Origin of the sequence: Qipengyuania aquimaris (genome assembly GCF_009827445.1) — a bacterium.
Taxonomy (GTDB): domain Bacteria; phylum Pseudomonadota; class Alphaproteobacteria; order Sphingomonadales; family Sphingomonadaceae; genus Qipengyuania; species Qipengyuania aquimaris.
Genome location: NZ_WTYI01000001.1, coordinates 1,784,424 through 1,797,160 on the forward strand (window position 1 = coordinate 1,784,424; position 12,737 = coordinate 1,797,160).

Below are 12,737 nucleotides of genomic sequence, written 5' to 3' on the forward strand. Positions count from 1 at the left end.
CAGGGTCTTTTAGGTACGCGTGGCCGGAAGGCAAAGCCCATGGATACAGTCCGGCTCAAGCCCCACCTTCGAGGCGCGTGCTCGAACCCTCGCGATGACAGCATAGGCGAAAAGGAGCGCCCCATCATCGAAGCAGGCGAAAGGGTCGCGAGATTGGAGAAGGTGGTGAGCCGTGCTGGGTTCGAACCAGCGACCTACTGATTAAAAGTCAGTTGCTCTACCGACTGAGCTAACGGCCCGACCACGAGGGCCACCTAGGCATGCTATCGCGGGTGGTCAAGCATGGTTTCACCTGTCATCAACTCAAGCGTAAGATTCGCCCCTAGACGGCAAGCAAATGGAACGAAAGCAGCTTGGAACCCCTCGACGCCCGAACCGCTCGAAGCCGTGACGGAGGTCCATCCTTTCCACTCGGCTCGCGCGTCCTGCGTGCATTATGGTCGCTCTGCTGGCTGCTGCTTGCACGCTGGACACCGCCACCGCTGCATGGCTGGCGCGCATTCCTTTTGAAGTGCTTCGGGGCAAGGCTGGGTCCGAATTGCCGCGTCCATGCCAGCGCGCGAATCTGGTGGCCGGGAAATCTGCAATGCGGTTCGTCGGTCCTGATCGGTCCGGAGGCAATCATCTACAACCAGGGCAGGATCACAATCGGCGACGGCGCGATCATTTCGCAGCGGGCACACCTTTGCGCCGGGACGCACGATATTGAAGACCCGCACTTCCAGCTGGTCCTTGCCCCCATCGAAATCGGGTCATCCTGCTGGATCGCAGCCGAGGCTTTCGTAGGGCCGCGGGTGTCCATGGCCGAAGGATCGGTGCTCGCCGCCAGGGCTGTCTTGTTTACCGACGCCGAGCCGTGGACCGTCTATTCTGGAAACCCTGCCACAGCATTTAAGACCCGCGCGCCGCAAGCTGGCGCAACGTCAGGCCGGTAAGCGGATCACGCCAGCCGGGTGCGATCGCCGCTGCTGGCTGCAGCACGAAGCTGCGTTCGCGGAAAAGCGGATGCGGAATCGCGAGGTCCGGGGTGGACCACCTTCCCCCGCTCCACAGGATGATGTCGAGATCCAACTGCCTGCGACGCCACGGTGAGCCGCTGGTGCGCCGCCCGAAATTGCCCTCTATCCCCTTGAGCAAGGCAAGCATCTCCCGGGGTGCCTTGTCCGAAATGACGATGGCTGCGCCATTCGCATATTCGCGCTGTGAAGGTCCTATCGGACGGCTGCGCATGACGGGCGAGAAGCTTTCGACCACAAGGCCGGACCGTTCGAGCTCTGATGCGACCTTCGCCAGGACACGCCTTGGCCCGCCAATTCCCGGCACGCGCATGTTCGATCCGAGGGCGATGAGATAGCGCTGCTTTCGGCTCTTCACCTCAGAAGATCGCATTTGTCGCTTGTTCGGCGGTAAAGTCACCCAGCGTAACCCGCCGACGACGCCTGATCAGGCCCTCGACACCGATGCTGAACGGCACCTCTATGTCGCGGCTGTAGTTGGACGCACGCATCTGCACGCAGAAGGCCTTCTCGGAGGGGCGGTGCAACACGATGGCAACCGCGTGGATTTTCCCGCTTTCAGCGCGGGGTCGGAGCAGTTCTGCCAGTCGTTCGCGCACCCCTTCGCTTCCGTTGATGGGCGCCAAATCCAACACTGCTAGATTGTGAATAATGCCATTGGCGCGCAATTCGAAAACCAGGGGAAAGAAATGGCCGTCCTTCTCGATCCGGGCCACCGCCGCTTCGAGCGCCGAGGTGAACAAGCGGTCAAGCTGCCCCTGGTCGATGCCCCCATCGCCCAAAGTCAGATATCCTCGCAAATCCGTGAATAGAGCTGCGGCCTGCGATCGCGGAAGAAGCCCATCCCAGCCCTGTGCGTTGCCGCCCTGTCGAGATCCAGCCTGGCGACCAGGATACCATCCTCATCGCGGCCAAATTGCTCCAGCAGGTCGCCCCATTCGTCGCTGATGAAGCTGTGTCCGTAAAAGCTTTGTTGGCGGTCGTCGGGCCCTTCGTGACCGATCCGGTTCGCCGCAGCGACAGGCATGCAGTTCGACACGGCATGGCCGATCATCGCCCTTCGCCACATGCGGCTGGTGTCGAGATCGGCGTCGTAAGGTTCCGATCCGATCGCGGTTGGGTACAGGAGGACCTCGGCACCTTTGAGTGCCATGACGCGGGCGCATTCCGGGTACCACTGGTCCCAGCAAATGCCGACGCCGATCCGGGCAGAACCGCCAGTGCAGGGCACGTCCCAAACCTTGAACCCGTCGTTCCCGGGCCGGAAGTAGTACTTTTCCTCGTAGCCCGGGCCATCAGGGATATGGCTCTTGCGATAGGTCCCCATGATGGCGCCATCGGGTCCGATCATTGCCAGGGTGTTGTAGTAGTGATGCCCGTCGCGCTCGAAATAGCTGGTCGGGATCGCCACCTTCAACTTCGCCGCCAGTTCCTGCATCGCAAGGACAGAAGGATGTTCTGCAGTAGGTCGAGCGCGGGCGAACAGCGCCTCTTCCTCTTCGCGGCAGAAGTATTCGCCGGCAAACAGCTCGGGCGGCAGGATCACCTGGGCGCCCTTGCCAGCCGCCTCTTCGACCAGCGCGGCCACGGCAGCAATGTTGTCGCTCTCCTCCTTGCGGGCGAGAGCGAGTTGCAGGACTGCGACGGTCAGTTCCCTCATTCGGCGCGGCTCAGCGCTTGCGGAACAGCAGCGTCATGCGGTCGCTTTCACCGATAGCTTCGTACCTGGCACGGTCTTGGTCGCCGTAACGAAGCGTCGGGGGAAGCGTCCACACACCGCCTTCCCAGTTTGCCGGATCCTTGGGATTGGCGTTGATCTCGGATTTCGCTGCAAGCTCGAACCCGTGCAGTTCGAACAGCTTGATGACATCGGCTTCGCGCATGTAACCGCGCGCCGGGTTCACGGTCGAATAGGCCGCGTCCGCAGGCGCACGGTGCTGGACAACGCCCACCATCCCATCATCCTTGAGGATGTCGTAGACGCCCTTGAGTACGGTGTCGGCATCGTTGCCGTTCCAAAGGCCATGCAGCGATCGCACGATCATGACACGATCGGCAGTGCCTTCCATGTCCTCGGGGACCTCGTCGATCTCGAATGCCTTCACGTCGTCGGTCTCGACCTCCATCGCTTCGGCCATGCTTTCCTTGAAACGCTCCGTCCAGCCCTTGGAACGGGCTTCGGCGGCACGATTGGGATAGCTACGTTCGTCGCTGTCGCCGTTGAGCGCGACATAGGTTCCGCTGCCCATGAGATAAGGCGCAAGAACGCGGGTGTACCAGCCGCCCCCCGGCCCCCATTCCACCACGGTCATATCGGGTTCCACCTGGAAGAAGGCGAGCGTTTCGGCAGGATTGCGGTACTGGTCGCGGGCCCGGTCACCATCGCGCAGGTCGTCGGCCAGCACGGCCTCCAGCTTGGCATCTGCGGCATGGTCGTCGGCAAGGGCAGGCGCTGCGATGGCCAGAGTGGTAGCGGCGGCAGCGGCGGCAAGCAGTGTACGCATCATGTCTCTCCTTGAAACTGTCCCGCGCCTCCTGCCTGCACACGCACTGGATGACAAGCGGGGAGAGGCTTCCTATCTCGCACTCCAACAAGGAGAATGACTACATGGCGCAGCAACAGGCGATTGTCGCAGGCGGATGCTTCTGGTGCACCGAAGCGGTGATGAAGGACGTTATCGGCGTGAGCGAGGTCGAGAGCGGATACATCGGCGGCGACAAGCCGAACCCCACCTACAAGGAGGTCTGCACCGGCACGACCGGCCATGCCGAAGGCGTGCGCGTGACCTTTGACGACGAACAGCTCGCGCTCGGCGATCTCTACGACGTCTTCCTCGGCACGCACGACCCGACCCAGCTCAACCGTCAGGGCGGCGACATCGGCACCCAGTACCGCAGCGCCATCTTCCCCTTGGGCGACGACCAGCGCGCAGAGGCCGAAGCCGCCATCCAGCGCTGGAACGAGGACCACGCTGGCCAGAGCGCGGTGACCACGATCGAGACGGGCGATTGGTACCCGGCAGAAGACTACCACCAGGAGTACTGGGACGGCGAAGGCCAGCGCAATCCCTACTGTCTCGCGGTCATCCCGCCCAAGCTGATGAAGCTGAGGAAGAGCTTCCAGAAGTACCTCAAGCCCGAAGCCTGAGCACCGCATTCCCGCTGTAGGACGCAGGTAGGATTGACCCCTGCCTGCCCTACAGAGTGGAACGGGTGGAACACGGTCCTGGGGGAGGAAAAGGCGGATACGAGGATGGTGCAAGTGACCCACTGGCTATCGAATTTGATGAATTTTGATGTCGGAGCAGAATATCGCCGTTAATCTCATTAAGTTCGGTTCGTAGGAAAGCCTTGGTGCAGTGTCTTCTCCGAAATTGAGACCTGTTTCATCACCAAATCCCGCAGGGGATATCGTAAAGCGCTAAATTGACGCCTTGGCTGCACTGTGCAGCATTGCATCATGACCAAGCAAGAAAAGTCAGATGTTCCAAATCCGCCCGACCCTGAGGCAAAGTTCATCAATTTCAGCGAAGACTTTCGCCGAGCAAAACGCGCATCCCTTAGCTGGTCAGCGCTAGCATTCTTCGTAGCAGCGGCACCTAATTGGGACGAGAATGCTCGAATATTCGGCGTTGCCATCCCTTATCCCCAAGCAGGCTTTGCTTTGATGCTCATGCTTGTCGCAGCTTTCTACTTTGTGTCTTTCAGGCGATCGCTAAGCATCGTCTCGTACCAAAACAGCATCGCCGCAGAGCGAGCTAATGCCTACTGGGATAATATCACCTCTGTACTAAGCGACCTGCAGAAAAATCTCGAACCAATTGAGTCCAGCGCCGCCGAGGCCGAACTTTATGCCGAGGTCATGAAGCGTGGCGTCGAAGCCGAAGGCTCAGCGATAGATCATTGGATTTCAATGGTTTCGAGTGAGATGGGCAATTTCAATCGTGACGAGTTCGACGCCCTCAAGGAAAGTCTCTCCAGTCCCGAACCGATGCTGAAAACCGACTACCAGTTCGCTTTGCAAAAAGTAAGCGAATGGGTTCATGACGTTGAGCATCGCTGGGCAACAGCATCTGGTATGGCCCGGCAGACTTACGCGGACCAGCAACGTGAAGCTCTTCGGAAAGCTTCGGATTATTCTTCTCATCTTCCCGAAATTCAGCTTCAGATTGAGCTATTGGAGAGCAGCCTGCACACATTCAGGAACGCGATCGACAACACAGCGAAGAGATACCACCTTTGGCTCGACAAGATTCCCGCGGTTGCCCTCTTTGTTCTGGCCTGCATCGCCACGATGAATTGCATTTACTTAGCTTGGCCGGAAACAATTCGGATGACTTGCGTGTGGGTCGTTTAAGTCTCGGCACAGTATTGTTTGCGGGTACGTCCAGATAACTAGCCCGCCCGCCAGCGGGCGATGAAGAAGCCGTCGAGGCCGCCGTGGTCGGGCAGCATTCCGGGATCGGTGCGCAGCCAGCCTGCGGAAGTGGGTGACAGGCCCTCGGGCAGTTCGTCCTGCGTGATCGGGTGCGGTTGCAAAGTCACGCGTTCGGCCTGCGCTTCGCCTTCCTCTTCCTCCAGCGAGCAGACGGCGTAGACCAGCGTGCCTCCCGGCTTCAGCCAGCCTTGGGCGCGCTCCAGTAGTGCGGACTGAAGCTCGGCCATTTCCTCGATCTGGCGCTGGCCGATGCGGTGGAGCACGTCGGGGTGTCGGCGGCAGGTGCCTGTCGCGGTGCAGGGCGCATCGAGCAGGATCGCGTCGAACTGGTGCTTCGGCTCCCACGCCAGCGCGTCGGCGCGCACGGTTCCGGCCTCCAGTCCGGTGCGCTTCAGATTCTGTTTCAGCAGCTCGAGGCGGCGCTTCGAAATATCGAGCGCCGTGACCTTCCAGCCCTGCGCGGCAAGTTGCAGGGTCTTGCCGCCGGGCGCAGCGCACAGGTCGAGCACGTGGTGGCCCTCGCCCTTACCCAGCAGGCGCGCAGGCAGGGAAGCGGCAAGGTCCTGCACCCACCATGCGCCGCCGCCGTCCTTCGTGCCGAAGCCCGCCAGCTTTTCGACATTCTCGCCGCGCGGCAGGCGCAAGTGCCCCGGCATCAGGCTGTCGGAGGCAAGCTTCGCCTTGAAGATCTCGGTCTCGCCCGCATCCTTTAGCGTCAGGTCGAGCGGAGGCGGTTCGGCGAGGCCGCTGGCGATCGGCCCGGCCCGCTCTCCCCATCGATCCGCCACATCGGCCGGCAGCGTCGGGGCGTCGGGCAGCGTCAATTCCTGTTTCGTCAGCGTCGAGAATACGCCGTGCGCCAGGCGGCGCGGCCCACCGGCCAGCAGCGGCAAGCCGGTCGCCAGCACCGCATGCGGCGGCGTCTCCAGCCGGAGCCACTGGGCCAGCATCATGCGCAGCACCATGCGCGCCTTGGCATCGCCTGGCAGGTTGATCTTCGTCGCGCTGTCGATCGCGGCGTCGAGATCGACCATCCAGCGCAGAACCTCGCTCGCGATGGCGCGCGCAAGGGCCTTGTCCTCGAACTTGCGCACGTCCTTCGTGGCCGCACCGAAGGCGGTGTCGAGCGTCTCGCCGCGGCGCATGATTGCATCGAGCAGGCGAAGCGCGGCCTTGCGCGCGTGAATTCCGGGGGGCTGTGCCATGGGCGAAGCGCCTACCCGCTCTTGAAACCGTGCGCCAGCCTGCGCATTTCATATGCATGACCAAACGCGCGACCAAGCGGCCCGAGAAATTCGAGAAGCCCGAACACTGGAGCAGCGAACCGCCGCCCAAGCCCGAGAAAGGCAAGGACGACGAGGACCTCAGTCCCACGCGCTATGGCGACTGGGTCAAGGACGGCATCGCGATAGATTTCTGATTTTTGCGCGCCCGCTGCGGGCGGGCGGTTGCCCTTGCCGGGCCTCCGCCGGCCCGGTCACACTCCGCGCCTTCTTCCTCAAATTTTCTTCAGAACCACCTTCAGCCCGTCCTTGGGCTTGGGAATCGGCCAGGCCTGCCAATCGGGATCGCCGCCAGCCAGTTCGATCCGGTAGCGCGGCAGCATCTGCGCCATCAGCACCTTCACCTGCATATAGGCAAAGTGCAGGCCCAGGCACATGTGCGCACCGCCGCCGAAGGGGATCCAGGCGTATTTGTGACGCGCCTTCACCGCCTCGGGCGTGAAGTGCATCGGGTTGAATTCGTGCGGCGTTTCCCAGTGCTCTTCCTCGTGGTGGACGAAGTGGGCATTGATCCCGACATGCGCGCCCGCCGGGATTCGGTATCCGCCATATTCGAACGAGCGCAGCGCGCGCCGCGGGGTCGAGGGCACCGGCGGCACCATGCGCAGCGCTTCCTTGAACGCCATTTCGGTGAGTTCTAGCTTGCCGAGATCCTCGTAAGCAAGATCGCGCGGCTTGCCCGAGGCGTCGAGGCCGCCGGTGACGCTCGCGATCTCCTGCCGCAGCTTTTCCTGCCATTCGGGATTCTTCGCCAGCAACCACACCAGCGAGGTCGCGCTGGAGGTGATCGTGTCGTGCGCGGCCATCATCAAGAAGTTCATGTGGTCGACTACTTCGTCCACCGGCATGAGCGAGCCGTCTTCATATTCCGCCGTGGCGAACTGGCTGAACATGTCCTGCCCCCCGCCTTCCGCGCGGCGGCGGTGGGTTTCCTTGGTGAAATAATCGACCAGGAATTCGCGGCCCTTCACGCCCTTGCGCATCAGGGTGAACGGCAAGGGCTTTCGCACCGGCGCAACGCTGGCCTGCACCATGTAGACGAAGGCCTCGTTGATGCGGTCGGCTTCCGGGCCCCAAGGGATGCCGATGAAGCTGTCTGCAGCGAGGTCGAGGGTCAGTTCCTTGATCGCCGGATAGAACTGGAGATTGCCTGCGCCCCATTCATCCATGCGCTTGGCGATGCCGCGGTTGAGGCTGCCGGAATAGTGGCGCATCGGACCGGGCTTGAACGCGATGGAAAGCGCGCGGCGGTCGACGCGGTGATGGTCGAAATCCATCAGCATCAGCCCGCGCGGGAAAAGCTGGTCGAGGATCGGCCCCCAGCCCTGTTCGCTGCTGAACAGCTTCTGGCGATCGAACAGCACCAGCTCGTTCGCATCGGCCCCGATCAGCGCGATATTCCAGCCGCCGAATGCCTTGTTCTTGTAGACCCGGCCGTACTTCTCCACCGCGCGGCGCGTGAAGCCGTGCGGATCGGCCAGCATCTTGAAAGTGTTGCCGACGACCGGCCAGCCGCCCTCGCCCGGGATATGCGCCAGTTCGTCGGGCGAAGGATTGCCTTCGGTCCAGTGAGTGGGTGCGATTTCAGCCGGTTGATGCGGTGCGAGGGTGGCCATAATTAGGTTGCTCCTGACTACTTACCTCCTTGTAAGTAATCGCGCAGCCTAAATCCAGCCCGACAATTCCCTGCGCAAGATATGTTCGAGCATGTCGAGGCCGGCATCCGACGCGTTGAGGCAGGAAAGGGCGGCAAACTGCTCACCTCCCGCCCCGGTAAACTGCTCCTTGCCCTGGATCGCGAGCTCTTCCAGCGTCTCGAGGCAATCGGCCGAAAAACCGGGTGCCGCGATTGCAAGGCGCTTGGTTCCGGCCTTCGCTTCTTCTTCCAGAACCGTGTCGGTGGCGGGCTCAAGCCACTTGGCCGGACCGAATCGCGACTGGAACGTCGTGCGAAAGCGCAGTCCCGTCCCGGCGAGCTTTTCCTGCAACAGCCGCGAGGTCTTGTGGCAGTGGCAATGATAGGGATCGCCCAACTCCAGCGTGCGCTGCGGCATGCCGTGAAAGCTGAGCAACAGGACTTCGGGCTCGAAATCGAGCGCGCCCAGCTGGCGGGTCAGATCCGCCGCCAGCGCATCGATATAGGCCGGGTCGTCGTGATAGGGCGGCAGGGTCCGCAAGCTCGCCTGCCAACGCATTTCCCGCAGCTTGTCCGCAGCCTTGTCCACAACCGTCGCAGTCGTCGCGCCGCTGTATTGCGGGTAGAGCGGAGCCAGCAGGATGCGTTCGCAACCTTGGTCCATCAGCGCCTGCATCCGCTCGGGGATCGACGGCGTGCCGTAGCGCATGGCCCAGTCGACGATCACGCCATCGCCCAGCCGCGCCTGCATCGCTTCGGCCTGCTTGCGGGTAATTACCGCAAGCGGTGAGCCTTCTTCGGTCCAGACCTGCGAATAGGCATGCGCGCTCTTCTTGGGGCGCGTGTTGAGGATGATGCCGCGCAGGATCGGCTGCCAGGCAATCGCGGGGATCTCCACCACGCGGCGGTCCGACAGGAATTCGGCAAGATAGCGCTTCACCGGCCCCTTTTCCGGCGCATCTGGAGTGCCGAGATTGACCACCAGCACGCCAACCTTGCCCGATTTCACGGGTGGATGGTCACCGGGGAGTTTCTGATCCTGCCAGGTCAAATCGAACCTCTCATAAACCTTCTGACAACAACGGGAGGCGCCGCATCCTGAGACCGGTCGCCGCAAAAAGGGCGTTGGCGATGGCGGGCGCCGCCACGGCTACACCAAGTTCTCCCGGATCGAAGGGTTCCGCATCGCTCGAAATGAAATCGACCACGATGTCCGGGCAATCGGCAAGGCGCGGCAGGCCAAGCGCGCCCATATTGCGCGGCACCGGGTGTCCGTTCTCGAACCTGACCGAAGAACCGAGCGCCAGTGACAGACCGAACACCAGCCCGCCCTCGATCTGCTGGCGGGCAATGTCGAGATTGACGATCCGGCCGATGTCGACCGTGGCCGACAATCTTGTCACCCGCGCACCTCCACCACCCATACCCGCCTGCGCCACGCAGGCAATATGGCCGGCCGTTTGCGGATCGGAGCCCATGCGCACCATCGCGACACCCTGTCCGCTGCCCGAGCGCGCGCCGTCCCATTCGCCCAGCCTGGTCGCCCGGCGCAGGCATTCCGCCATGCGCGGTGCGCCGCCCAGCAGGGCCATGCGATACAGGAAGGGATCTCGCCCGGCCTCCGCCGCCAGTTCATCGATAAAGCATTCGGTGAAGAAGGCGGTCATCGCCTCCGCTCCGCCGCGCATACGAGTGACGGGCAATCGGATGCTGGCGGGAACGTGGTCGACCGCTACGTCGGAGATGCCGTAGGGCGGCATCCCTCCAGCCACTGCCAGCTCATCCGCTTCGCCCCGGCTTTCCGCACGAGCGGCTTCGGGGACGAGGTTGTCGAACAAGCGGTGTCCCATCTCGCGCATGAAGGGAGGTGTCGTGACGCGAGCGCGCCAAGCCAGCGGTTGTCCATCAGCCCCTGTCACGGCAGCCATGTCGGCCGTTGCCGGAGCACGCGGGGGCACGGCCTGCAAGTCCTGCACCCTGGACCAGGTCAGTTGGACGGGCCGCCCGATCTCCACCGCGATCTGGGCAATTTCGATGGCATGCTGTTTATCCAGCCGCGCATCGAAACTGCCCCCAGCGGCAACCGGATAGAGCACCACGTCTTCGGCAGAAATGCCGATCGCCTTTGCCGCCGCCTCGCGCGCCAGCGAAGGCATCTGCGAGGCCATCCACAATTCCAGCCGCCCGTCGACAAAGCGCGCAGTCGCGCTCGCCGTTTCGAGCGGGGCATGGACCGCAGGCGCTATTTCATAACGGCGGACAAATGCCGCGTTTTCCAGCATCGCGTCGGGATCGCCGACTTCGACGATCCGTTCTGCCAGTTCTTCGCGCTGCTCCGACGCGCGTTCGAGATCGGTGTCGAGTACTGCCTGTTCGAGTGCGCCGGGCCCGGTGAAATGGGCGCGCATCCGCGAGAGCGCCTGGTCCGCGATCCACCAGCTTTCCGCGACGGCGGCCAGCCAGCGCTTCGATTTGACGACCCCGACCAGGCCGCGCATCCCCGCAACCGCATCGGCGTCGAAACGGAAGAGTTCTGGCAGGCCGACCGGGCCGTGCCGGATGGAAGCGAAGACCATGCCGGGCAGGCGGATATCGCCTGCAAACAAGTGGCTGCCGTCGACCTTGGAAGGCAGGTCGATGCGCGGGAAGCTGGTCTGCGCATCCGCTTCGCCTAATACGGGCTGTTCGAAAGCAGCCTGCGGGCGCAGCGGCGCGGGATCGGGCGGATCGAGTTCGCGGGCCTCGTCGACCAGTTCGCCGAACCGCAGTGCGCCTCCGGTAGCGTGGCGCACGAAGCCGTCTGCAACTTCGCATTCCTCGGGCACGACGTCCCAGCGCTCGGCAGCGGCGCGCACCAGCATGTCGCGCGCGCTGGCGGCAGCGATGCGCAGGGGCATCTCGTAGGCGGCAAGGCTGGTACCAGCGGCGGTCGCATTGAAGGCCTGCGCGGAAGCGAAGCGGTCGACCAGCCAGGCATCGGGCGTATCGGCCAGCGAGGGGAAGTTCGCCCACAAGGGTGCCCAGTCCGCGGCCAGCGGCAGGTTCGGGAAGAGGCCCGAAGGCATGACCGGCTCCGCCCCGACCTGGCGCCAGTCCGCGCCCAGTTCGACTGCGGCGATCTGGGCCAGAAGGGTCGTCACGCCCTGCCCCATTTCAAGCTGGGGAATCGCAACGGTAACCACGCCATCACGGCCGATGGTCAGCCAGCCCCCGAAGTCTGCCTCGGCCTCTCCCGGTACCAGGGTGGTTGCATAGTTCCGCGGCCAGAGCGTCCAGGCGACCAGCAACCCGCCAGCCGCAGCTCCGCCGACCAGCAGCTGGCGGCGGGAGACATCGGGCAGCTTGACCCGGTCCTTGGCGGAAATCAGCTTCTCGCGGAAATCCATTCGGCCAACCTGTCGGCGATTGCGTTGAAAGGGGCTGCCAGCTCGGTGTCTCCGGCGGCCGGAGGATCGCCTGCATCGCTGCCCTGCCTGATCGCAAGGTCGAGCGGTATGCGTCCGAGAAACGGCAGTTCGAGGCGCTCTGCAGCAGCTTCCACACCGCCTGCCCCGAACGGGTCGGATACCTCGCCGCAGTGGGGGCAGGCATATCCTGCCATGTTCTCCACCAGCCCGATGACCGGAACCCCGGCCGCCTCGAACAACTGTCCTGCGCGCGCGGCGTCGATCAGGGCTAGATCCTGCGGTGTCGAGATCAACACGGCGCCGGCTGGCTTGTATTTCTGGAGCATCGTAAGCTGGACGTCGCCCGTGCCCGGCGGCAGGTCGATCAGGATAACTTCGCGGTCGCCCCAATGCGCGTCGATCAATTGCGACAGCGCATTCCCGACCATCGGCCCGCGCCATGCGATCGCGCGTCCAGGCTGCACCAGGTGCCCCATGGAAAGCATCGGAATGTCGAACCGGCTCTCCACCGGCACCAGCTTGTTGTCGCGCGCTTCGGGCTTCGCGTCGGCGGTCCCGAAAATTACCTGCTGCGACGGGCCGTATATATCGGCGTCGACGAGCCCGACCTTCGTGCCGCGACGGGCCAGCGCGATGGCGAGGTTCGCCGTCAGCGTGGATTTGCCAACGCCGCCCTTGCCGGATCCGACAGCGATCAGCAGCGGAGCGCTGCGTTCTGCCGTCATGACGACGCGCACTTCCTCTACATCGTCACGTGCAGTCAGCCGCTGGGTGATGTCGCGTTCCAGCGCGGCGCGCTGTTCCTCGCCCAGCCCTCCGGCATCCAGCACCAGTGTCGCGCGCCCTTCCTTCAATGTCGCACCGCTCACGCGGTCGGCAAATTCGGGAGGCAGGTTGTCGGTAAAATCGCTCGTCGCCATGCTGGGGGCTGCTGTAGCATCGAATTACAGGCCGCAA

Annotated in this window: 13 protein-coding genes and 1 tRNA gene; 4 read left to right on the top strand and 10 right to left on the bottom strand. The window is 63.3% G+C overall.

Annotated features, from left to right (window positions below; genetic code table 11):
* Positions 1 to 163: 163 nt before the first annotated feature.
* Positions 164 to 239 (bottom strand) — tRNA-Lys (locus GRI34_RS08680).
* A 114-nt stretch (positions 240 to 353) separates the two neighbouring features.
* Here GRI34_RS08680 and GRI34_RS08685 point away from each other — a divergent pair.
* A complete protein-coding gene (locus tag GRI34_RS08685; RefSeq protein WP_160595585.1) occupies positions 354 to 935 on the top strand; it encodes an LbetaH domain-containing protein in 582 nt (193 codons plus the stop codon).
* Here GRI34_RS08685 and folK read toward each other — a convergent pair.
* Genes folK through GRI34_RS08705 form a run of 4 tightly spaced genes read right to left on the bottom strand, consistent with a single transcriptional unit; the run spans position 892 to position 3,523 of the window.
* Positions 892 to 1,374: a 2-amino-4-hydroxy-6-hydroxymethyldihydropteridine diphosphokinase gene (gene folK, locus GRI34_RS08690; RefSeq protein ID WP_325065205.1), complete on the bottom strand. Its 483-nt coding sequence runs from the start codon at positions 1,372 to 1,374 to the stop codon at positions 892 to 894. The genes GRI34_RS08685 and folK overlap by 44 nt on opposite strands.
* Before the next feature lies 1 nt (position 1,375).
* Positions 1,376 to 1,798: a hypothetical protein gene (locus GRI34_RS08695; protein WP_160595587.1), complete on the bottom strand. Its 423-nt coding sequence runs from the start codon at positions 1,796 to 1,798 to the stop codon at positions 1,376 to 1,378.
* Between the two features lie 2 nt (positions 1,799 to 1,800).
* A complete protein-coding gene (gene aguB / locus GRI34_RS08700; protein ID WP_160595588.1) occupies positions 1,801 to 2,676 on the bottom strand; it encodes an N-carbamoylputrescine amidase in 876 nt (291 codons plus the stop codon).
* A gap of 10 nt (positions 2,677 to 2,686) precedes the next feature.
* Positions 2,687 to 3,523 (bottom strand): class I SAM-dependent methyltransferase, encoded by an 837-nt coding sequence (locus GRI34_RS08705; RefSeq protein WP_234028187.1) that lies wholly within the window; start codon positions 3,521 to 3,523, stop codon positions 2,687 to 2,689.
* 101 nt (positions 3,524 to 3,624) lie between these two features.
* On the opposite strand from GRI34_RS08705, the gene msrA reads away from it, so the two are divergent.
* A complete protein-coding gene (gene msrA, locus GRI34_RS08710; RefSeq protein WP_160595589.1) occupies positions 3,625 to 4,164 on the top strand; it encodes a peptide-methionine (S)-S-oxide reductase MsrA in 540 nt (179 codons plus the stop codon).
* Between the two features lie 312 nt (positions 4,165 to 4,476).
* On the top strand, positions 4,477 to 5,373 hold the full coding sequence (locus GRI34_RS08715; protein WP_160595590.1) for a hypothetical protein: 897 nt from the start codon (positions 4,477 to 4,479) through the stop codon (positions 5,371 to 5,373).
* A gap of 38 nt (positions 5,374 to 5,411) precedes the next feature.
* Here the strand turns inward: GRI34_RS08715 and GRI34_RS08720 are convergent, their stop codons facing one another.
* The gene (locus tag GRI34_RS08720) at positions 5,412 to 6,659 is read right to left on the bottom strand and encodes an RsmB/NOP family class I SAM-dependent RNA methyltransferase (protein WP_160595591.1); all 1,248 of its coding nucleotides are present in this window, start codon (positions 6,657 to 6,659) and stop codon (positions 5,412 to 5,414) included.
* A gap of 56 nt (positions 6,660 to 6,715) precedes the next feature.
* Between GRI34_RS08720 and GRI34_RS08725 the strand changes: the two genes are divergently transcribed.
* Complete coding sequence (locus tag GRI34_RS08725; RefSeq protein WP_160595592.1) at positions 6,716 to 6,874, top strand: DUF1674 domain-containing protein; 159 nt, start codon at positions 6,716 to 6,718, stop codon at positions 6,872 to 6,874.
* A gap of 78 nt (positions 6,875 to 6,952) precedes the next feature.
* Here GRI34_RS08725 and GRI34_RS08730 read toward each other — a convergent pair whose 3' ends face one another.
* From GRI34_RS08730 to GRI34_RS08745, 4 genes are read right to left on the bottom strand one after another with little or no spacing between them, the layout of a single operon-like run.
* A complete protein-coding gene (locus GRI34_RS08730; protein WP_160595593.1) occupies positions 6,953 to 8,353 on the bottom strand; it encodes a cytochrome P450 in 1,401 nt (466 codons plus the stop codon).
* A 48-nt stretch (positions 8,354 to 8,401) separates the two neighbouring features.
* Positions 8,402 to 9,424, bottom strand: a complete 1,023-nt coding sequence (hemH, locus tag GRI34_RS08735) for a ferrochelatase (protein ID WP_160595594.1) — start codon at positions 9,422 to 9,424, stop codon at positions 8,402 to 8,404.
* A 10-nt stretch (positions 9,425 to 9,434) separates the two neighbouring features.
* The gene (locus GRI34_RS08740; RefSeq protein WP_160595595.1) at positions 9,435 to 11,759 is read right to left on the bottom strand and encodes a xanthine dehydrogenase family protein molybdopterin-binding subunit; all 2,325 of its coding nucleotides are present in this window, start codon (positions 11,757 to 11,759) and stop codon (positions 9,435 to 9,437) included.
* Complete coding sequence (locus tag GRI34_RS08745) at positions 11,738 to 12,505, bottom strand: Mrp/NBP35 family ATP-binding protein (RefSeq protein ID WP_234028288.1); 768 nt, start codon at positions 12,503 to 12,505, stop codon at positions 11,738 to 11,740. The genes GRI34_RS08740 and GRI34_RS08745 overlap by 22 nt, the downstream gene beginning before the upstream one ends.
* Positions 12,506 to 12,737 lie beyond the last annotated feature (232 nt).